The organism is Rossellomorea sp. KS-H15a, from assembly GCF_024195245.1.
Lineage (GTDB): Bacteria > Bacillota > Bacilli > Bacillales > Bacillaceae_B > Rossellomorea > Rossellomorea vietnamensis.
The window spans coordinates 4,336,419-4,358,605 of record NZ_CP096886.1 but is presented as its reverse complement, the minus strand read 5'-3'; the positions used below and the strand labels follow the sequence as shown (position 1 = coordinate 4,358,605).

Here is a 22,187-nt window from a genome sequence, read left to right as displayed (position 1 = left end):
CGATGGCGAGAATTCTAATAGCGGAAGATGAAGAAGTGCTCCGGATGCTGATGGTGGATACACTCGAAGACGAAGGACACGAACTTGATGAAGCAGTAGACGGTCAGGAAGCAATCGATTCCATCATGAAAAATGACTATGATCTCATTCTTCTTGACTACATGATGCCTTTATACACAGGACTCGAAGTAATTGAAAAAGTCAGGAACTCCCCTGAAAAGGGTTCGGTGAAAATCATGATGGTATCTGCAAAGAGCCAGCAGGCGGATAGAGACCTCGTATTGAAATCCGGAGCAGACTATTTCATTGCCAAACCATATAGTCCTGCAGAGCTTGTTCAGCGGATCGAGGACATATTGAATGAAGAGAATTAAAGAGTTTTTTCAAACGAGCTTACGTAATCAATTCATCGGATTGATGAGTGGTTTCATTGCCATCTTCTTCATCGGGGCAGCCTGTTTGTTTCTATATGATCAATCCATTACAAATGAGTACCAGGTTAAGAGAAATTCCCTGAACCAAAAAGAAGATCTGGCTGAGCAATTGGACAGAGGATTTCAAAAAGCGTTCTTCGATGCGAGGGGATACCTTGCATTTGGTAGACAGGAATTTAAGGAAAGTATTTTTGATCAAGAGAAAAAAGTCGATGATACGTTAAAAAAATTAAAAGAGCTGGAAACAGAACCTGAAGATCAACGCTTCTACAAAGATGTGGAGGAGTTTTCCAACCTGTATTTTAAGGATATGGTCCCGCCGATCATCCAAGATTTCGAAGAGGGGAATATAGAGGCAGTGAAAGAAGCTTCGGCTGACGGGGCAACGGCCACAATCGAAACCTTTCAAACCCAGCTCAATGGGTATGCGGATTCCATTGAACAAAGCAAACGAAGTGCGTATGATGAGTTGAAACGAAAAGAGTCTTTAAGTCAATCAGCCTTTGTCATCTTTATTTTTCTTATGCTCGTGGTTCTGATGAGATTGATGAGATTGATTGCAAAACAAATCGGTCATCCCCTTGATCAAGTGGCGTCCGCTGCCGAACACATTGCTGAAAACGAAGCATACCAGCAATGGTCGTTTGAAAATAAGAGGAAAGATGAAATCGGTAAGATGTCCAGGGCATTCGAAAAGATGATTTATAAAATCCAGGAAAAGGAAGAGCATCTCCTGGCTCAGAATGAAGAACTGCAGGCTCAACAGGATGAGCTTGAATCCCAGCAGTCGGAACTCGAGCACCTGCTGACGATGACAAAGAACAGAGAGTCGCAACTGGAGAGACGGAATGAATTCATACATGGGATTTCGAGCTCCCTTAACAAGCAGGAGGTACTGGAAAGTATCGTGAAAAGCATGAGTCACGTGATGGGGGCCTCAAGGGGGATGATCGTCCTCATGGATGACCAAAAGTCCAATGCGGCATATGGAATATCGAAAAATGGTGCTGAACAGTTCTTGACGTACATTTATAACGGTATCCATCAGCGATTATTTGATTCGAGGGAGCCTTTCACACTTAAAAGGGAAATGGTTCCGTCCGAGAAAGGGTATCATGAAGAGACCCTCTACTCGTATGACTTATTCTTACCCGTCCTTTCCATCGATCAACAGGTGGAAGCCATCATGGTATTCAGCCGTTTCGGAAATGATTTCAATAAGCAGGAACTGGCTGAATACACGAGTCTGACAAAGCAAATCTCCATCTCCTTGCAAAAGATCACCCTTTTTGAAGAGTCCGAGACGAACCGTCAATTAACGCAGGACATCCTTAACAACATTCAAGAGGGGATACAACTCATCGGTAAAGATGGAAACAACTTATTAATGAATAAGAAATTGTCATCTCTGGTCAAGGGTGAGATTGACGAACTTCAACAGTCATGCTATCAAACCTGGAAGCAGGCACTGATTGATCAAGTGGAAGACAAAGAGAAACTGGATGAGTATTATGAAACCATTGTGAAGGAGGGAAAGAAAAGTAAACAGCTCCTTACCTATCACTTGGTTGATAGTAAAGAAGTATTCCAGGTGTATTCTGAGTCCCTCTATCGTGGGGAAGAGCAGATAGGCACGATCTTTGTTCATCGGAATATCACGAAAGAATTCGAAGTCGATCAAATGAAATCGGAGTTTGTCAGCACCGTCAGCCATGAACTTCGGACCCCTCTATCAAGCGTGCTTGGATTTACGGAACTAATGCTGACAAAAGACTTAAAGCCTGAACGGACGAAGAAATACTTAACGACGATCTATCAGGAAGCAAAGCGGTTAACATCCCTTATCAACGACTTCCTGGATGTGCAGCGCATGGAGTCCGGACGCCAGACTTTCGATAAAAAATTCGAAGATGTCGTCCCGCTCATTCAACAGGTGATCGATACCCAAAGGGTCAATGCGCCCCATCACTCTTTCAATATCGCAAGGGAGACGGACTGCACGATCGTCCTTGGGGACCGGGATAAGTTGTCACAGGCATTCACCAATCTTATCAGCAATGCCATCAAATATTCTCCTGATGGGGGTACCATAACCATCCGATTCCGCGAAGGAGAGGAGAGCATTCTCATCGATATCCGGGATGAGGGCCTCGGTATACCACAGGACGCAATTCCAAATCTCTTCACCAAGTTCTACCGGGTCGACAACTCCGATCAGAGAAGAATCGGCGGTACCGGATTGGGTCTGACCATCGTGAAGGAAATCATTGAAACCCATGAAGGCAACATCACCGTTTTTTCAGAAGAGGGGAAAGGGAGTCTATTCACCGTGCGGCTGCCGATCGTGACCATCGAAACCTTCAAAGAAGATGACCAATGCGGTGACGGGATGAACATCATTGTCATTGAAGATGATATCAATCTTGCATCCTTACTCAAAGCCGAACTTTCCGACAGTGGGTTCAAGGTGCTGCATAAAGCTTCAGGTGCTGAAGCTTTAACCAACATGCGGGAAGAGAAACCCGATGCCGTCGTTCTGGACATCATGCTTGAAGGAAGCATGTCGGGATGGGATGTACTTGAGAAAATGAAATCGGACCACGAACTTGCCCAAATACCCATTATCATTTCTTCCGCTCTGGATGAAAAAGAAAAAGGACTCACGCTTGGAGCCAATGATTATTTAGTCAAACCATATCATCCCAGCAGGCTGTCCAAAACGATTTTACATCTGTTGTTGAAAAAAGGGATGAACGGGGAGATTCTAGTACCGGTTGAGGAAAAGCGATTGAATTAGAGCCAACTAAAAACCCCCTTTCCGGAGTCCGGGAAGGGGGTTTATTTGGTCATTATTTATTGTTATCCATTTCGTTACGAGTGATGATGCGGTCGATCAATCCGTATTCAAGCGCTCTTTCAGCTGTCATGAAGTTATCGCGGTCTGTATCTTTTGAAATTACTTCAAGAGGTTGACCAGTGCGATCAGCAAGGATTTGATTCAGTTTTTCACGAAGGAATAGAATACGCTTTGCAGCGATTTCAATTTCTGTCGCCTGACCTTGAGCACCACCAAGTGGTTGGTGAATCATCACTTCGGCGTTAGGAAGGGCTAGGCGCTTGCCTTTTGCTCCAGCTGCAAGAAGGAACGCTCCCATTGAAGCCGCCATACCGATACAGATCGTTTGAACATCAGGCTTGATGTATTGAATCGTATCGTAAATAGCCATACCTGCCGTGATGCTTCCGCCAGGAGAGTTTATGTAGATTGAGATATCCTTCTCCGGGTTTTCAGATTCAAGGAAAAGAAGCTGTGCTACAATGGAGTTCGCCACATTGTCGTCAATGCCGCTTCCAAGCATGATGACACGGTCTTTCAATAAACGTGAATAAATGTCATACGCACGTTCACCGCGGTTTGTTTGTTCAATAACTGTAGGAATTAAATTCATCCTCGTTCCTCCTTAGATATCTTTTATTTTTTTAGAGTTACTTATTCACTTTGTACTGTTATCATACACCCATGGTCAATAAAGGTCAAACTTAATGCTTCCTTATTTACCCTGTATATAAATCCTTTCTACATGATACCCATTCATACCTTTTTTAAACGGGCGGGTGTTTGTAAAGTTTATGGTTGGCAGCTGGGGTAAGTTCCATAATTAACTTGATTAAAAGGGATTCTACTCTAAAAGGAGCATAAGGTGAAAATAATGACCGTTCCTTTTCGCTGCAGGCACTTGCTTTCCGCGGGGCGTGAGTTGAGCCTCCTCGGGCGCTGCCCTGTGGGGTCTCAACTTTCCCGCTTTTCCCGCAGGAGTCAAGTGCCTTCCGCTTCAATCCACTCTGTGGTTTTGTAAAAGGATGTACAACAGTAAAAAATTCTTATAGAGATTGATTTTTACTTTAAAGAAATTACTGAACACCCTTTTAAAGGATATTAAAAAGAAATCTTAAAAAGACGTAAACGATAATATCTATTGCAAACAAGTAATATCTGGCTTATAATATATATTCGTGACGGTTATTTATTTCATGCCCTCGTGGTGCAACGGATAGCACGTAAGATTCCGGTTCTTAAAATGGGGGTTCGATTCCCTCCGAGGGCGTACCAAAGACCTGGTGTTTGTTGAGTTTATCAGCGGACATGGGGTCTTTTTTTGCTTCAGTTGTTTGGGTGCTTTTAAATTGTTTATACCACGCAACGAATAACACGCAGTGGGAGGAATAAACATAGCAAGTAGAAAAGCAGCAGCAAGGTATTAAATACGCTAGTGCCAAAGGAAGAGCAGAAATAAATAGACTTTCAGACGGTGTGAGAATAGTTTTTAAGCATTGTACGATAAAAGGACTTTCATCAGATTCAGTTAAGTTTTACGACAAGGAGAGTAAAGGATTATTTAGAGCATTTCATGAATTGGAAGTATCAATGGCTACCGTTAGAACAAATAAGACAGAAGAGGTTGAGAATTGGATTGAATATATGCTTAAGAATATCCGAGCTACTTCTTCAATAAATGCTTATATGAGAGCGGGAATAACGTTCTTTAATTTTTGTTTGAAAAAGAATTGGAATAAACTAGGTCCACAAAAAAACGAAAACCGAACTTTAATTTAGATACTATAATAAAATATCTAAAAGTTCGGTTTTTCTATTGTTTATATTCTGGTAATTTATTTACAATCATTCGGTTTGAAAGAAGTGATTTTAGTATATCTCAACCTCCTCTTATATGGTCATTAATAGCGTCCCATCTTCAAAGACACTAATATCCCCATCTTCTGAAACTTTAATTGCTAATCCAAACTTAGATGCATTCATAGCTGCTGTTGTGCGTGCTCCTCTAAATTGTATTTTACTATTAGCTTGATTTATATTATTATTAATTATTTCACCGTAAGATAATAAATTGAAGTAACTATCTAATAATATTGCCCCATCGATGGATGCTAATAATTCAAACATATAGGAATCACAACTTCTTATGTTAATTGGATTACTAGAAGGAGTTTGAATTATCCTATTATTATCTCCAGTAGTTAGCTTTCCTTCTTTTAGAAGACCTTTATAAATTGTAGATTTGTTTGAGGTTGTTCTATTTAGTAAAACTATCAAAGCACCTTTATTTTGACTTGATAATGATTTAATACTCGAAAATAAATCAAGAACTCTTGAAATAGAAAAGCTTATGGTTCTGAGTAGTGATCTAATTTCTTTATCATAAGGGAGGTTCTTAGGACTATACTGCCTTATAATGTAATTTGCAATTATGTTAGAAAGAATGGCGTAATTTTTCAGTTTCCATTTACCATTATTAAAGTTGATTATCAAATTTGGAGTAATACTCCAGTTTAATTGTTTATCTTTTATATAAACAAAATCAATTATATTTCTTAACTTTAAGTTATTTCTATCTCTATCAGTAAAATCTTTAAGGTCTGATAAGAATGAGTTTATTTCTTCTAATGCTCCAATCCTTCGTAGCTCTGTTTTGTTAAAGTATATTAAGTATATCTCCAACTCTTTTCTGATTGACTCATAGCTCTTCTCATCTAGTTTCCCATCATGAAAGTCATCTATTAAATCAGAAATATCATTATAGGAATTATTGAATTGGTTGACTTTTTCTAGAATGTAAGTTTCAAGTTTCGTAAGTGTATTCTTCCATTTTTTAAGTTTTTCTTCCCCTTCCAAGTTAGCGTTTGAGTTAGATATGAAGTAGCTGTATGCACTATACTTTAATAATAACTCATCATGCTTTCTATGCCTGTTCATCATAATATCAAAAATACTTTTTTTTCCTTTCATCTTCTTACCTAAGCCAATGATTTCGTAATTGTGATTTACTACGTATACAAGGGATAAAGAGTCAACTAACTTAAAAACCTGCTTATCTTTTTCTACTTCTCTTATATTAAAAGCAGAATTATAATCAATAAATTCAATATCTAAGTTTGCCAATACATCCTTAATATTATTTAAGTCTTCCTTGATTACAATAAACCCCATTGAAGTTGATTCAGTTTCATAAGTCTTTACACTAATACGTTTTAGGTCTTCTAAAAAATTAGCCAACTGAACATTTGAACTATTATCAATAGTGTTATGAACTAGCTCCTCTATTAATACTGAGCTATATATCGGCTTGAATTTTAAGTCCTTATGAGAAGAATAGAAGGTTAATAATGAATTTAGCATATCTGTAATTGTACTATTGATTAATTCTTCATTAACTGATAGTACTTCCTCATCAATATTGTTAATTTCTACCGCAAAGGCAGTGGCACCTTCGCTATTATCAATTTCAATGTCAAATTCTAAACCTAAGTAATCTTCCAAAGAAGATTTATAGTCATTAATAAACGTTTGGTCTATTGGCATGTTATCCTCCGATGATTTTATTCAAAACATAAAACTACATATATTTACAAATTAACATAAAATAAAAATTTTTCAAATATTTTATAAATCATGTTTATTGCCTAGTGGTTAATCAGGTTGGGCTTTAATCCTGGATTAAAAGTAGGAATGACTTTAACTAATCAAGAGATAGCTGGCCAATTTAAAAGCACTATTTATATGGGAATGAGGAGGTCACTTCAAACAAATACACTAGTCCTAGTATCTGACCATACTCAGTTATACGAGGATAGATGGGAATGTACTATTTTTTGTTACGCTGGAATGGGAAAGAAGGGAGACCAAAACCTATTCATTTCATCAAAATAGGACACTGGCTGAATCAAATACAAATGGTATAGATCTCTCTCTATCTATTAGAAGTTCTTAGACCAAACGAATACATCTTTATGGGTAAAGTGGTTCTCGCTGGAAACCCATACCAAGAAGAACAGTTTGATGAGGATAAAGCATTAAGGGAAATGTGGGTTTTCCCATTAAAATTAGCTGGTGGTAAAAAGCCAATAAAACTTTCAAAAAAGCTTATCGAAGCAAAAGAGAAAGAGCGGGAAAAAGTTGCAAGTAATTCTGATAAAGAGCTTGAATAAAGTGCTAACCATGCTAGTAGAAAAGCTGTAAGTTGAACTGTTACTTCCAAAAACTATGAACGAAATTCTTTTGTGACTGAGTATGCTAAACGTTGTTCTAAAGGAATATGTCAACTATGAGAACACTCAGCACCATATAAAAATAAAAAAGTTGAACCACATTTACGTACACACCACATTGTATGGTTATTTGAAGGGGACGAAGATAGTATTGAAAATACAATTGCTTTACGCCCAAACTGCCACGACAAAATGTATATCTTAGACAATTAAAACGATGTTATGAAATTAAAAAGTAAAATACGAATATAGCCATTTTGATAAGCTCTAGGTAATATAAAACTCAGCTAAGATCATAGAAGCAATGAAATAACCTGCTGAAAGAATGAAGTTATACCACTGGAGAAGTATGATAATAGGTTGCCGGGATAGAGATATTTCCATGTATAAAATGACTTTTTCAACTAGCTAATTTTGATACAGCAATTTAGATGATCAAATACAAAATACAGGTATAAAAACGTCAAGAACAAGACGGGGATGGTTTACAGTAATCCCTAATTGATGATTTTTCCAACATGGTGAATACTACTTCTCCGACACTCTGTTATGAATCTGTATGAGCGGAAGCAATTCAAGTGTTGATCTAGTAATACTGATATGAAGGTGTTTCCACAAGTTTTTAATTTGTGGAAACACTTTTTTTCGTTCCTGAGATTAAGGGTATTGTAGTATATTGTATAATCATATAATATACCTGTTTTGAAGAAGTGCCGGATCAGTTTTGAATGAGATACATAGGAAAGTTGCAAGAAGGTTTCGCCTTGCATCAGAATGTTAGAGATAGCAAAGAAGAACAATCTAAAACCGGGATGGTGGATTAGAATGAAAGATTTTGTAGCATTTGACTTTGAAACGGCTAATCGTGCAAGACACAGTATATGCTCAGTCGGAATGGTATTTGTAGAAAATGGAGAAATTGTGGATTCCATTTACGAATTAATCGATCCGGAAGAGGGATTTGATAGGTTTAATATCAGCATACATGGAATTCAACCACAAGATGTTGAAGGTGCGATGACGTTCGATGCTTTCTATCATTCTATCAAGGACAAAATAGAGAATAAGTTGATGATTGCTCATAATCTTTCCTTCGATGGGTACGCTTTGAGGGATAATTTAGCTCGTTATGAAATGAAGCCTGTGTACAACCAATTTCTCTGCACCTATCAAATGTCCAGAAAAATGGTGAAGGGTCTTCCTGCCTATCAGCTTTCCTCTCTTTGCACTTATTTTGGGATCGAATTAGATAACCACCACCATGCTGCAGATGATGCCAAAGCATGCGCTCAATTAATGCTAAAGCTAGCAGAAGAGTATAAGATTACAGACTTTGATTCTCTCTACCACAAGACTCGAATCAAACCGGGAGAAATATCCGAAGGCATCTACCGCTCTTCACTAGTAAGTAAATCTGCTAAATAACCCAACTTTCCGAGATCCTTTATCTTATTATGAAATTCAATTGTGGCGTCCTCCCCATCCTCCAGGAGGCTTTTTATTATTAACTTCTATTGTATATATTAAGAGAATGGTGTTGAGATGGATGGAGAACGCCCCCACTCTGACAGTTGATTGAAGCGGAAGGTGCTCGACTCCTGCGGGAAACGCTGGACAGGTGAGACCCCGGAGGCGCAGCCGAGGAGGCTCACCGCCAGCCCCGCGGAAAGCGAGCACCTGCAGCGGAAATCAACCACCACATTCCCTGTTAAATTTTTTTGTAAATATGATATACATAATACTACCAACGAATTCCCATTAACGAACAACCAATTTTATTGTAGAATAGATAAATGGGAGGTTAGTAATCATGAATTTGAAAGCAGGACTTTTTCAAAATCAACAACTGAAACTTCAAATGACTCAACAGCTTTCTCAAGCCATCACCATCCTCCAATATTCTACGATGGAACTGAATGCTTATTTAGAAGCTAAGCAATTAGAGAATCCCCTTATACAAGTAGAACCGCCTAAACAAGACTCCCTCTATCAACGAGAACCTTATACGTATAAACGAAATGCCGGCAATCCCGGGAATACGGTGGATTGGTATGAATATGTTTCCGTGCCGACGAGTACCCTTACGGATGCTTTATCTGTTCAAATAAATTTGAAATCGCTTTCTTCTTTCGATCGGAAGATACTTGATGAATTAATATGCAGCTTGGATGACAACGGGTATTTAAGAGTGGATGAACTATCCTTCATGCAAAAACATGGGTTGGAATGGGCTCAACTGGAAACCTATATTAAGAAGATTCAGGAGTTGGAACCGGCTGGGATAGGTGCGAGGTCCCTGCAGGAGTGCATTTCCCTTCAGTTGCAGAGAAAAGCAGATGTTCCCCCTTTGGTGAAGCAGATTGTAACCGATCATTTTCAAGCCTTCGGGGAAAAGAAGTGGAAAGCGATCAGCAAGGAGCTTGGGGTTGAACTGAAAGACATCCAGCAGGCTGCTGATTTCATCCAACACTGTAACCCGAGGCCGGGATCGAAATACTCCCAGCACATCGCTGAATACATTACGCCTGAGCTTGTGGTGAACGTGATCGGCGGGCATACCGTGGCCGTATCGTTATATGATGGGACAACCGTTAACGTCACGTATAATGAAGAGTACACCGATTTCATGAAAGATCACCCGGATAAGGAAGTCCAAACCTATCTTCAAGAGAAGGAGCAGGATTTCCGGTGGCTCCTGCAAAGTTTACGACAGCGGAAACAGACGATCCTGAAAGTGGGGAAGATACTTGCTGAGAAACAGAAGTCGTTCTTTTTGGAAGGGCCATCTGCGATCCAGCCCCTGACGTTAAAGCAGGTGGCGGATGAAATCGATGTACACGAATCGACGATCAGCCGCGCCGTGAAGGGGAAGTATATGCAAACCCCCTTCGGAATCTTCGAGTTGAAGTACTTCTTTACCTCAGCGATTAAATCGGTCAAACTGGAGGATTCAGAAGCGGCGTCTGCCCGGACCGTGAAAAATGAGCTTCAAAAACTGATTGATGAAGAAGACAAGAAGAAGCCTCTATCAGACCAGAAGATTGTCAATCTACTATTGGATAAAGGCTATGATGTTTCCAGAAGGACCATCGCCAAATACCGTGATCAAATGGGGATCACTTCTTCTACGATGAGGAAGAGATATGAATAGAAGATAGAATGTAGAGTGTACCAGGTACATAATGGTTGGTTTGTACCAGATACAACAATCAACGAATGTACCTGGTACAAAAACAACATTCCAACCTACAACTAAAACAAAGCGAGGCAACAATATGAAGCAAGTCATTTTCTACACACGTACACAATGCGGACTTTGCGAAGACGCAAAAATCACCCTGAAACTTCTTCAGGATGAGATGGGCTTTTCCATTGAAGAAGAGGATATCGATAAAAGCGATGACCTCACAGAACGCTTCGGGCTGATGATCCCGGTCGTGGAACTGGACGGCGAAATCCTTCAATATGGGCAGATTGATTATTTTACGCTTAGCAAGCGTTTACATGAAAAAACCCGATAGTTTCTAGTTGAATTACGATTCATACCCTGATAAAATAAGTCTTGTAAGCAGGGATGAATTTTTTTGGAGGTAGTGGGACATAATATGTCTATGCGGGACGAAACAAGTCCACCGCATCCGCGCACTTCATTTGAAGGAGCTTTTAACTATGGAATCTTTAATTGACATACAAAAGCGATTATTACCTGACCTGCTTGAAATTATGCAAAAAAGGCATCAAATTCTACGTTCCATCCGGTTCATGCAGCCTGTCGGACGCAGAAGTCTTGCTCAGAATATGGGCCTGACGGAACGCGTACTGAGAAGTGAAGTGGAGTTCCTGAATAATCAAGATCTCATTGATATCAAAACTTCCGGGATGATCATGACGGAAGATGGTATCCAGCTTTTAGAGAACCTTGAAAGCATGATGAGGGAGATTTCCGGGATCAACGTAATGGAACAGGAATTAAAATCGTTACTTAATCTTCATGAAATTGTAATCGTTCCGGGGAATAGTGATGAGTCACCTTGGGTAAAAGAAGAATTAGGGCGTGCTTCAGCTGCTAGTATGAAACGCCGACTTAAGGGAAATACTATCATCGCTGTGACTGGAGGTTCGACGATGGCAGCCGTAGCAGAAAGGCTGACACCTGATTTCTCTGACGAAACCTTGTTCGTTCCTGCTCGGGGTGGAATCGGGGAAGATGTGAAGAACCAGGCCAACACCATCTGTGCCAAGATGGCCGAGCACACAGGGACGCGTCATCGTGTTTTATATGTGCCGGATCAGGTTAGTAAAGAAGTATATAAGTCCTTCTTGAAAGAACCGATGATCAAAGAGGTCCTTAATTTGATCAAATCCGCCAACATGGTTCTCCATGGAATTGGGGATGCTATCACAATGGCAGAAAGACGGAAGACCACGGAAGAAGATTTTGAGAAAATCACCGGGGGTCACGCCGTCGGGGAAGCATTTGGTTACTATTTTGACGAAGCAGGTGAAGTGGTACATAAGGTGCCGACGATCGGCCTGCAATTAGAAGATTTAAGTCACATTGAGAACGTCATCGCCGTCGCTGGCGGCAGCTCGAAGGCGAAAGCGATTCGGGCGTATATGAAAGGTGCTCCACACAAGACCGTGCTCATCACGGATGAAGGAGCAGCGAGAGAGCTTTTAAAAGGGTAAGCCCTTTTGAAATATAAAAAAATCATCCTTAACTATCTAAAGGAGGAAATTATTCATGGCAACAAAAATTGGTATTAACGGATTTGGACGTATCGGACGTAATGTATTCCGTGCAGCACTTAAAAATAACGACGTAGAGGTAGTAGCAGTTAATGACTTAACTGATGCAAACATGCTTGCTCACCTTTTACAATATGATACAGTTCACGGAACTCTTCAAGAGAAAGTAACTGTTGACGGTGACTACCTTGTAGTTGGCGGTAAAAAAGTAAAAGTATTGGCAGAGCGCGATCCTGCTCAACTTGGTTGGGGAGATCTTGGCGTAGATATCGTTGTTGAATCTACTGGCCGTTTCACAAAGCGTGCTGACGCTGCGAAACACATCGAAGCCGGCGCGAAGAAAGTCATCATTTCTGCTCCTGCATCTGATGAAGATATCACAGTTGTTATGGGTGTTAACGAAGATAAATACGACGCGGCTAGCCACGACGTTATCTCTAACGCATCTTGTACAACAAACTGCTTAGCGCCATTCGCGAAAGTTCTTAACGATAAATTCGGAATCAAGCGTGGAATGATGACAACCATCCACTCTTACACAAACGACCAACAAATCTTAGACTTACCACATAAAGATTACCGTCGTGCACGTGCAGCTGCTGAGAACATGATTCCAACAACTACAGGTGCTGCGAAAGCTGTATCTCTAGTTCTTCCTGAGCTTAAAGGGAAACTGAACGGTGGAGCGGTTCGTGTTCCAACTCCAAACGTTTCTCTAGTAGACTTAGTTGCTGAACTTGATAAGAACGTAACGGCTGAAGATGTAAATGCAGCTCTTAAAGAAGCTGCTGAAGGCGATCTTAAAGGAATCCTTGCTTACAGCGAAGAGCCTTTAGTATCAACTGATTACAACGGTAGCCCGGCTTCTTCTACAATCGATGCACTTTCTACAATGGTTCTAGAAGACAACATGGTTAAAGTCATCTCTTGGTACGATAACGAGAGCGGATACTCTAACCGTGTAGTAGACCTAGCTGGTTATATCGCTTCAAAAGGACTTTAATCCTTAAAGTTTTGTAAATTGACATCATTAGCATGGTGATTGATGGATAAATTTTGTCCCACCATCTATAATGAAGATGTGATGAAGGGGAGCGGGGAAGATTCCCCTCTCCCTTTTCTTATTGTTGTTTCTATTTTTTTGAAAAAGATGTAGAAATTGAAAACCAAAGGAGGCCTTTTACAATGAACAAAAAGTCGATTAAAGATGTCGATGTAAGAGGGAAACGCGTATTTTGCCGTGTAGACTTTAACGTACCGATGTCTGAAGGCAAGATTACAGACGAAACCCGTATCCAAGCTGCTCTTCCTACTATTAAGTATTTAGTGGATGGCGGAGCAAAGGTCATTCTGGCTAGTCACTTAGGCCGTCCGAAAGGTGAAGTGGTGGAAGAACTGCGTTTAACACCTGTGGCTGAAAGACTTTCCGAACTTCTTGGTAAAGATGTAGCCAAAGCGGATGAAGCTTATGGTGAAGCTGTTCAATCAAAGATCAGTGACATGTCTGAAGGTGACGTTCTTGTACTGGAAAACGTTCGCTTCTACCCTGGGGAAACAAAGAATGATCCTGAGCTTGCGAAAGAATTCGCAGCGCTTGCTGACCTTTATGTGAACGATGCATTCGGTGCTGCTCACCGTGCACATGCTTCCACTGAAGGAGTAGCGAAGCACCTTCCAGCTGTTGCAGGCCTTCTTATGGAGAAAGAGCTTGACGTCTTAGGAAAAGCTTTATCTAATCCTGAACGCCCATTTACAGCCATCGTTGGTGGTGCAAAGGTAAAAGACAAAATCGGTGTTATTGACAACCTGTTAGATAAAGTGGACAACCTGATCATCGGCGGAGGACTTGCTTACACATTCGTGAAAGCCCAAGGCCATGAGGTAGGGAAATCCCTTCTTGAAGAAGATAAAATTGATTTAGCGAAGCAATTCATGAAAAAAGCAGAGGACAAGGGTGTTAAATTCCTTATGCCTGTTGATGTAGTCGTTGCTGATGACTTCTCAAATGATGCAAATACGAAAGAAGTGGACATCGATTCGATCCCTTCAGATTGGGAAGCACTTGATATCGGACCTAAGACGAGAGCTCTATTCCAGGATACGATTAAAGATTCTAAGCTTGTGATCTGGAACGGACCGATGGGTGTATTCGAATTAGAAACATTTGCAAATGGAACGAAAGCCGTAGCGGAGGCGTTAGCCGATGCAACAGATACATATTCTGTTATCGGTGGCGGTGACTCTGCAGCAGCCGTAGAAAAATTCGGTTATGCTGACAAGATGAGTCATATTTCTACAGGTGGTGGAGCATCACTCGAGTTCATGGAAGGAAAAGAACTTCCTGGAGTCGTAGCTCTTAACGATAAATAATCGCTTCATCAAAGACCAACATCTTGCTGAACCGATATGAAAAACAGAAAGGATGAGGACAATGCGTAAACCGATTATTGCAGGTAACTGGAAAATGAACAAAACGCTTGGAGAAGCTAAATCCTTCACTGAAGAAGTAAAAGGTCTTGTGCCTGATCAGGAAGTAGTGGACTCTGTCATTTGTTCACCAGCCCTATTTTTAGAAAGCTTGGTAAACCTAACAAAGGATACTAAAGTGGCTGTAGGTGCTCAAAACATGCACTTTGAAGAAAACGGAGCATTCACAGGAGAAGTGAGTCCTGTAGCCCTTTCTGACTTAGGTGTACAATATGTCATCCTTGGACACTCAGAACGTCGTGAAATGTTCAACGAAACAGATGAGTCAGTGAACAAGAAGACTCTTGCTGCATTCAAACACGGTTTAACACCGATCGTTTGTGTAGGTGAAACACTTGAACAGCGTGAAAACAATGAAACGAAGGATCTTGTCGGAACTCAAGTGAAAAAAGCACTTGCAGGTCTTTCTGAAGATCAAGTGAAACAAACGGTCATTGCTTATGAGCCAATCTGGGCAATCGGTACTGGTAAATCTTCTACAGCGGAAGACGCGAACGAAGTATGTGCCCATATCCGTCAAGTGGTTGCAGGAGAATTCTCTGAAACAGCTGCAGACGCCGTGCGCATTCAATATGGCGGTAGTGTGAAACCGGCTAACATCAAAGAATACATGGCTCAATCGGATATCGATGGTGCCCTTGTAGGTGGAGCGAGCCTTGAGCCACAAAGCTTCCTTCAATTGTTAGAAGGTGCTAGTAACAATGAGTAAGTCACCAGTAGCATTAATCATCCTGGACGGCTTTGCCTTCCGTGATGTGAAAGAAGGAAATGCGGTCGCTCAAGCAAACAAGCCGAATTTTGACCGCCTGTGGAATCAATATCCACATAATCAACTGACAGCATGTGGCGAAGCGGTGGGACTCCCTGAAGGTCAAATGGGGAACTCCGAAGTGGGTCACTTGAATATCGGTGCAGGACGTATCGTATACCAAAGCTTGACGCGTGTGAACCTGGCCATCCGTGAAGGGGAATTCGAACAGAATACCACATTCCTGGATGCCATCAATCATGCAAAAGAAAAAGGCACGAATCTTCATATCTTCGGACTGCTTTCGGATGGCGGAGTGCACAGCCATATCGAGCATCTTTATGCCCTTCTAGGTTTAGCGGCCAAAGAAGGAATGAAAGATGTCTATGTCCATGCCTTCCTTGACGGTCGAGACGTCGGCCCTCAAACGGCGAAGAAGTACATTGAAGACGCTGAAGCGAAGATGAAAGAAATCGGCGTTGGTCAATTTGCGACGATTTCAGGTCGTTACTATTCAATGGACCGCGATAACCGTTGGGAACGAGTGGAGAAATCCTACCGTGCCATGGTATATGGTGAAGGCCCAAGCTATCAGGATCCAATCGAACTTGTAAACGATTCGTATGAAAATGGAATCTATGATGAGTTCGTGATTCCATCTGTTATTACAAAAGAAAACGGAGAGCCGGTAGCAACAATCAAAGACGAAGATGCAGTCATTTTCTACAACTTCCGTCCGGACCGTGCCATCCAAATCTCGAATACATTTGCGAATGCAGATTTCCGTTCATTCGATCGCGGAGACAAGTTCCCGAAAGATCTTCACTTTGTCTGCCTGACACGATTCAGTGAAACGGTTGACGGCTTTGTTGCATTCAAACCGACGAACCTTGATAACACCCTTGGTGAAGTCCTTTCTCAAAACGGACTGAAGCAATTGCGCATCGCTGAAACGGAGAAATACCCTCATGTCACGTTCTTTATGAGCGGTGGACGTGAAGAGGAATTCCCAGGTGAAAAACGGATCCTGATTGATTCTCCAAAAGTGGCAACGTATGACTTGAAGCCTGAAATGAGTGCATATGAAGTGACGGATGCACTACTTGAAGAGATTCGTGAAGATCGTCAGGATGCCATCATCCTGAACTTTGCCAACCCTGATATGGTCGGTCACTCAGGTAAGCTTGAGCCAACGATCAAAGCAATCGAAACAGTGGATGAGTGTCTAGGGAAGATCATCGACCTCATCACGGAAAAAGGCGGTACAGCCATCATCACGGCAGACCATGGGAATGCTGATGAAGTGGTGACGGAAGAAGGCACTCCTATGACGGCTCACACAACGAACCCAGTTCCTGTCATCGTGACAAAAGAGGGCGTGGAGCTTCGTGACGGTGGGATCCTTGGAGACCTAGCCCCGACCATGTTAGATCTATTAAATGTAAACCAACCAGACGAAATGACTGGAAAATCATTAATTAAAAAATAAGGAGAGATTCTAAATGCCATTTATTACAGACGTATACGCACGTGAAGTATTGGATTCACGCGGAAACCCAACAATCGAAGTAGAAGTTTACACACAATCAGGTGCTTTCGGACGCGCACTTGTTCCATCTGGAGCATCAACGGGTGAATACGAAGCAGTAGAACTTCGTGACGGAGAAAAAGACCGCTACCTTGGTAAAGGGGTACAAAAAGCAGTCGATAACGTAAACAACGAAATCGCTGAAGAAATCATCGGTTACGACGTTACTGAACAAGTAGCCATTGACCAGGCGATGATCGCTCTTGACGGTACAGAAAACAAAGGTAAATTAGGTGCCAACGCAATCCTTGGTGTATCCATGGCTGTTGCACGCGCTGCTGCTGACTTCTTCGGAGTGGAATTATACCAATACCTTGGTGGATTCAACGCGAAGCAGCTTCCAGTACCAATGATGAACATTGTTAACGGCGGAGAACACGCTGACAACAACGTAGACATCCAGGAATTCATGGTTATGCCTGTAGGAGCTCCTACTTTCAAAGAAGGTCTTCGCATGGGTGCTGAAATCTTCCACAGCCTGAAATCAGTTCTTAAATCAAAAGGCTACAACACTGCAGTTGGTGACGAAGGTGGATTCGCTCCAAACCTTAAATCAAATGAAGAAGCTCTATCTACGATCATCGAAGCAATCGAAAAAGCTGGATACAAGCCAGGAGAAGAAGTTCTTCTTGCAATGGACGTTGCAGCTTCTGAAATCTACAACAAAGAAGACGGTAAATACCATCTTTCCGGTGAAGGCGTCGTTCGTACGTCAGCAGAAATGGTTGATTGGTACGAAGAAATGTGTAACAAATACCCAATCATCTCAATCGAAGATGGTCTTGACGAAAACGACTGGGATGGTTTCAAACTACTGACTGACCGCATCGGTAACAAGGTTCAATTAGTAGGAGATGACCTATTCGTTACAAACACAACGAAGCTTTCTCAAGGTATCGAACAAGGAATCGGTAACTCGATCTTAATCAAAGTGAACCAAATCGGTACACTGACTGAAACATTCGACGCGATCGAAATGGCGAAACGCGCTGGTTACACAGCCGTCATCTCTCACCGTTCTGGTGAAACAGAAGACAGCACAATCGCTGACATCGCTGTTGCAACAAACGCTGGTCAAATCAAGACAGGTGCTCCATCACGTACAGACCGCGTAGCAAAATACAACCAACTACTTCGTATCGAAGATCAATTGGCTCACACAGCTCAATATCTTGGAGCGAAAACATTCTATAACGTTAATCGCTAATAGCGATTGAAGAGAGGCAGCCCCGTCTTTGGACGGGGCTGTTTTTTTGGAAATCATATCCGGTACCAACTCTTTCCACAATTCAAACAATATTACCTTGTCCACTTCATCTTCCCTATGGTAAACTAGAGATAATGTTATGTTCGTATCAGGAGGTGGGACTCATGCACACAATACTCGTCACTTTACTTATTATTGTATCAATTGCACTTATTGCTCTTGTATTACTTCAGTCAGGTAAAAGTGCTGGACTTTCAGGGGCCATCTCTGGTGGTGCAGAACAACTTTTCGGGAAACAAAAAGCTCGTGGGATTGACTTGGTACTGCACAGAATCACAATCGTATTATCGGTACTATTCTTCGTACTAACCATCGCCATCGTAGCTATCTAATACGAATTAAAACCTGATCATTAAGGTCAGGTTTTTTTATTTAGACAGACAGATTTTCAAGCGAAATATTGGATTGTCTGACCAATGTTTGCTAAAAATAGAGAAGAAGAGTGGACTAAACGATCGTTTAATAGAACGAAGCCTGTCATAACAAGCTTTCTGGATACTAATCAAACGTTTGTTTAACAAAAATTCACGTAAAATCAAAGTACATAACTAAATCGTTTAAACAACTGCTTAATAGAATGGAGCTTGTTAAATCAAGGTTTCTGCCGACTAATCAAACGTTTGTTTAAATTGAGTTAAAAAGGAGTCATAAAGATGAAAACAGTATTACCAAAACCATTCACATTCGAAGCGGGTCCAAGAGCAGTATTGCTGCTTCATGGCTTCACAGGAAATTCTGCTGACGTCAGAATGCTTGGACGCTACTTAGAAAAGAAGGGCTATTCATCCCATGCCCCTCACTATAAAGGACACGGTGTTCCACCTGAAGAATTGGTCCATACAGGGCCAGAAGATTGGTGGAAGGATGTCATGGAGGGTTATGAGCATTTAAAGAGCAAGGGATACGAAGAGATTGCGGTCGCCGGCCTTTCTCTGGGAGGGGTATTTTCTCTTAAATTAGGTTACACTGTACCTGTAAAGGGTATTGTCCCTATGTGTGCGCCAATGTATATAAAAAGTGAAGAAGTCATGTATCAGGGGGTAGTCGATTACGCCCGTGAATTTAAAAAGTTTGAAGGAAAACAGGAAGACCAAATTGAAAAAGAAATAGAAGAGTTTAAGAAAACGCCGATGAATACGTTGAAGTCCCTGCAGGAATTGATTGCAGATGTGCGTGAAAACGTGGACATGATCTATTCACCGACGTTCGTCGTGCAGGCAAGGCATGACCATATGATCAATACGGATTCTGCGAATATCATTTACGACAACGTGGAGTCGGATGAGAAAGAGATCAAATGGTACGAAGAGTCCGGTCATGTCATTACATTGGATAAAGAAAAAGAACAGCTTCATGAAGACGTCTACAATTTCCTGGAGAAATTGGATTGGACGGTTTGATGAATTCGATGATCAGGAGGGATTGTCATGGACGAAAATATTAAAGTGCATGTGGATAGGCTCCTTTCTTATATGAAGGAAGAAGCATACAAACCATTGACGGTACAGGAGCTTGAAGAAGCATTCGGAATTGAAGGGTCCACGAACTTCAAGGATTTTGTCAAAGCACTTGTCGTAATGGAAGAAAAGGGGCTCGTCGTACGTACAAGAAGCAACCGCTACGGCCTGCCTGAGAAAATGAATCTGGTAAGAGGGAAAGTATCCGCTCATGCAAAAGGATTTGCGTTTGTGATACCGGAAGAATCCGGTATGGATGATATCTTCATCCCTCCTAATGAAACGAATAACGCCATGCATGGCGATATTGTATTAGTTAGAGTGTCCACTTCATCTTCAGGTTCTAGAAGAGAAGGGACCGTCGTCCGAATTGTCGAACGCGGTGTCGATCAAATGGTCGGTACGTTCACGGAAAGCAAGCATTTCGGTTTTGTCATCCCTGATGATAAAAAGTTTGCAAGTGACATCTTCATTCCGAAGTCTGCCCAGATGGGAGCGGCTGAAGGACATAAGGTCGTCGTAAAGTTGACGTCGTATCCTGAGGGACGCAAGAGTGCTGAAGGGGAAGTCATCGAAATCCTTGGTCATAAAAATGATCCGGGAGTCGATATACTTTCCATCATCCATAAGCACGGGATTGACGTTGAATTTCCTGAAGAGGTCATGGATCAGGCGAATAAAGTGCCTAGTGAAATTGATGAATCGGAAATTCCGAACCGGAAAGATCTTCGCGATCAAACCATCGTCACGATCGATGGGGCAGACGCCAAGGATCTGGATGATGCCGTAACCGTGACGAAACTGGACAACGGGAATTATAAGCTCGGAGTACATATTGCAGACGTGACGTACTATGTCAAAGAGAGCTCACCGATTGATCAGGAAGCATTCGATAGAGGAACGTCTGTCTATCTCGTAGACCGGGTCATCCCGATGATTCCGCATCGATTATCCAACGGGATCTGTTCCCTTAATCCAAAAGTGGATCGTTTAACGTTATCATGTGACATGGAAATCTCACCTGAAGGCGATGTCGTCAAGCATGAAATCTTCCAGAGTGTCATTAAGACAACCGAACGAATGACCTATTCAGATGTAAACAAGATCCTTGTCGATAAAGACGAAGAGCTCCGCAAAAAGTACGAGCCGTTGGTGCCGATGTTCGAGGAGATGGAGGATCTGGCACAGGTTCTTCGTACAAAACGGATGAAGCGTGGAGCCATCGACTTTGATTTCAAAGAAGCGAAAGTGCTGGTGAATGAAGAAGGGGAACCGACGGATGTAGTCCTTCGTGAGCGTTCAGTGGCAGAGAAGCTGATCGAAGAATTCATGCTGGTGGCCAATGAGACGGTTGCCGAGCATTTCCACTGGATGGAAGTGCCATTCATCTACCGAATCCATGAAGATCCGAAAGAAGACAAGCTTCAGCGCTTCTTCGAGTTCATCACCAATTTCGGTTTGATCGTAAAAGGAACAGCTAATAGCATCCACCCCCGTGCCCTTCAGGAAATAGTCGAAGACGTACAGGGTGAACCGGAAGAAATGGTCGTTTCAACGATGATGCTCCGTTCCATGCAGCAGGCGAAATACGATCCTGAAAGCCTCGGGCACTTCGGGCTCGCAACTGAGTTCTACACTCATTTCACATCTCCGATCCGCCGTTACCCTGACTTGATTGTTCACCGTTTAATCAGAACGTATTTGATTGAAGGGAAAATCGATCAGGCCACCCGTGAAAAATGGGGTGCGCAAATGGGTCATATCGCTGAGCATACATCCAGCCGTGAGCGCCGTGCAGTGGACGCAGAGCGTGAAACCGATGAATTGAAAAAAGCAGAGTATATGGAAGACAAGGTGGGAGAGGAATACGATGGAATCATCAGCTCCGTTACGAATTTCGGACTGTTCGTCGAATTGCCGAACACCATTGAGGGTCTTGTCCATGTAAGCTATATGACGGATGATTACTACCGGTTTGATGAACGCCATCTTGCCATGATCGGTGAAAGGACTGCCAATGTATTCAGGATTGGGGATGAGATCACGGTTCGTGTCGTAAGCGTCAATAAAGATGAGCGTGCCATCGATTTCGAAATTGTTGGGATGAAAGGGAAGCGTAAAGAGCGTGAAGGCCGTGTCCGTTCGATTTCGTCAGATCAAGGAAAACCAAACCGAGGGAAATCGAATCGTTCTTCTTCCAGTAAAAAGGACGGGGAATGGTCAACACGTCCGCCTAAAAACAATAAGAAGAAAAAAACAAATAAAAAACATTTTGAAAATGCACCTAGAAGCAAACGGAAAAAGAAGAAATAATCGGATCAGGAGCAATGGGACGCCCTTTGCTCCTTTTCTTTTCAATGTGTAACAATACAATTTTCCTTCAAGATATGAG

19 protein-coding genes and 1 tRNA gene are annotated in these 22,187 nt (G+C 41.9%); 18 read left to right on the top strand and 2 right to left on the bottom strand.

Going from position 1 to position 22,187, the window contains the following annotated elements:
* The first annotated feature begins 2 nt into the window (after positions 1 to 2).
* Complete coding sequence (locus M1J35_RS22390) at positions 3 to 374, top strand: response regulator transcription factor (RefSeq protein WP_254652324.1); 372 nt, start codon at positions 3 to 5, stop codon at positions 372 to 374.
* Positions 361 to 3,231, top strand: a complete 2,871-nt coding sequence (locus M1J35_RS22385; RefSeq protein ID WP_254652323.1) for an ATP-binding protein — start codon at positions 361 to 363, stop codon at positions 3,229 to 3,231. Before M1J35_RS22390 ends, M1J35_RS22385 begins: the two co-directional genes overlap by 14 nt.
* Positions 3,232 to 3,283: 52 nt before the next feature.
* On the opposite strand, the gene clpP is transcribed toward M1J35_RS22385, so the two are convergent.
* Positions 3,284 to 3,883, bottom strand: a complete 600-nt coding sequence (gene clpP, locus M1J35_RS22380; protein ID WP_034764224.1) for an ATP-dependent Clp endopeptidase proteolytic subunit ClpP — start codon at positions 3,881 to 3,883, stop codon at positions 3,284 to 3,286.
* A 585-nt stretch (positions 3,884 to 4,468) separates the two neighbouring features.
* Here clpP and M1J35_RS22375 point away from each other — a divergent pair.
* Both M1J35_RS22375 and M1J35_RS22370 read left to right on the top strand, forming a co-directional pair.
* A tRNA-Arg gene (locus M1J35_RS22375) sits at positions 4,469 to 4,540 on the top strand.
* A 206-nt stretch (positions 4,541 to 4,746) separates the two neighbouring features.
* Positions 4,747 to 5,049 carry a hypothetical protein gene (locus tag M1J35_RS22370; RefSeq protein ID WP_254652322.1) on the top strand — a complete coding sequence of 101 codons (303 nt, stop codon included), beginning with the start codon at positions 4,747 to 4,749 and terminating at the stop codon, positions 5,047 to 5,049.
* Positions 5,050 to 5,160: 111 nt separating this feature from the next.
* On the opposite strand, the gene M1J35_RS22365 is transcribed toward M1J35_RS22370, so the two are convergent.
* Positions 5,161 to 6,813: a diadenylate cyclase gene (locus M1J35_RS22365; protein ID WP_254652321.1), complete on the bottom strand. Its 1,653-nt coding sequence runs from the start codon at positions 6,811 to 6,813 to the stop codon at positions 5,161 to 5,163.
* Positions 6,814 to 7,241: 428 nt separating this feature from the next.
* On the opposite strand from M1J35_RS22365, the gene M1J35_RS22360 reads away from it, so the two are divergent.
* The 14 genes from M1J35_RS22360 (at position 7,242) to rnr (ending at position 22,108) form a co-directional block, all read left to right on the top strand.
* On the top strand, positions 7,242 to 7,439 hold the full coding sequence (locus tag M1J35_RS22360) for a hypothetical protein (protein WP_254652320.1): 198 nt from the start codon (positions 7,242 to 7,244) through the stop codon (positions 7,437 to 7,439).
* 177 nt (positions 7,440 to 7,616) lie between these two features.
* Positions 7,617 to 7,712, top strand: coding sequence for a restriction endonuclease (locus M1J35_RS22880; protein WP_371928771.1), 96 nt, complete (start codon positions 7,617 to 7,619; stop codon positions 7,710 to 7,712).
* 561 nt (positions 7,713 to 8,273) lie between these two features.
* The gene (locus M1J35_RS22355) at positions 8,274 to 8,924 is read left to right on the top strand and encodes a 3'-5' exonuclease (RefSeq protein ID WP_254652319.1); all 651 of its coding nucleotides are present in this window, start codon (positions 8,274 to 8,276) and stop codon (positions 8,922 to 8,924) included.
* A 385-nt stretch (positions 8,925 to 9,309) separates the two neighbouring features.
* A complete protein-coding gene (gene rpoN, locus M1J35_RS22350; RefSeq protein ID WP_254652318.1) occupies positions 9,310 to 10,650 on the top strand; it encodes an RNA polymerase factor sigma-54 in 1,341 nt (446 codons plus the stop codon).
* Positions 10,651 to 10,774: 124 nt separating this feature from the next.
* Positions 10,775 to 11,020 carry a glutaredoxin family protein gene (locus tag M1J35_RS22345; protein ID WP_061809793.1) on the top strand — a complete coding sequence of 82 codons (246 nt, stop codon included), beginning with the start codon at positions 10,775 to 10,777 and terminating at the stop codon, positions 11,018 to 11,020.
* Positions 11,021 to 11,168: 148 nt separating this feature from the next.
* On the top strand, positions 11,169 to 12,188 hold the full coding sequence (locus M1J35_RS22340; protein WP_034764220.1) for a sugar-binding transcriptional regulator: 1,020 nt from the start codon (positions 11,169 to 11,171) through the stop codon (positions 12,186 to 12,188).
* A 55-nt stretch (positions 12,189 to 12,243) separates the two neighbouring features.
* Positions 12,244 to 13,251, top strand: a complete 1,008-nt coding sequence (gene gap / locus M1J35_RS22335; RefSeq protein WP_044338275.1) for a type I glyceraldehyde-3-phosphate dehydrogenase — start codon at positions 12,244 to 12,246, stop codon at positions 13,249 to 13,251.
* Positions 13,252 to 13,433: 182 nt separating this feature from the next.
* Positions 13,434 to 14,618, top strand: a complete 1,185-nt coding sequence (gene pgk, locus M1J35_RS22330; RefSeq protein ID WP_224521949.1) for a phosphoglycerate kinase — start codon at positions 13,434 to 13,436, stop codon at positions 14,616 to 14,618.
* A gap of 61 nt (positions 14,619 to 14,679) precedes the next feature.
* Positions 14,680 to 15,444, top strand: a complete 765-nt coding sequence (tpiA, locus tag M1J35_RS22325; protein ID WP_254652317.1) for a triose-phosphate isomerase — start codon at positions 14,680 to 14,682, stop codon at positions 15,442 to 15,444.
* Complete coding sequence (gene gpmI, locus M1J35_RS22320) at positions 15,437 to 16,972, top strand: 2,3-bisphosphoglycerate-independent phosphoglycerate mutase (RefSeq protein ID WP_254652316.1); 1,536 nt, start codon at positions 15,437 to 15,439, stop codon at positions 16,970 to 16,972. The genes tpiA and gpmI overlap by 8 nt, the downstream gene beginning before the upstream one ends.
* 13 nt (positions 16,973 to 16,985) lie before the next feature.
* On the top strand, positions 16,986 to 18,278 hold the full coding sequence (gene eno / locus M1J35_RS22315) for a phosphopyruvate hydratase (RefSeq protein ID WP_034764211.1): 1,293 nt from the start codon (positions 16,986 to 16,988) through the stop codon (positions 18,276 to 18,278).
* Between the two features lie 164 nt (positions 18,279 to 18,442).
* Positions 18,443 to 18,670, top strand: coding sequence for a preprotein translocase subunit SecG (secG, locus tag M1J35_RS22310; protein WP_060672588.1), 228 nt, complete (start codon positions 18,443 to 18,445; stop codon positions 18,668 to 18,670).
* A gap of 321 nt (positions 18,671 to 18,991) precedes the next feature.
* A complete protein-coding gene (locus tag M1J35_RS22305) occupies positions 18,992 to 19,738 on the top strand; it encodes an alpha/beta hydrolase (RefSeq protein ID WP_224521953.1) in 747 nt (248 codons plus the stop codon).
* Between the two features lie 27 nt (positions 19,739 to 19,765).
* On the top strand, positions 19,766 to 22,108 hold the full coding sequence (gene rnr, locus M1J35_RS22300; RefSeq protein WP_254652315.1) for a ribonuclease R: 2,343 nt from the start codon (positions 19,766 to 19,768) through the stop codon (positions 22,106 to 22,108).
* The last annotated feature ends 79 nt before the right edge of the window (positions 22,109 to 22,187 follow it).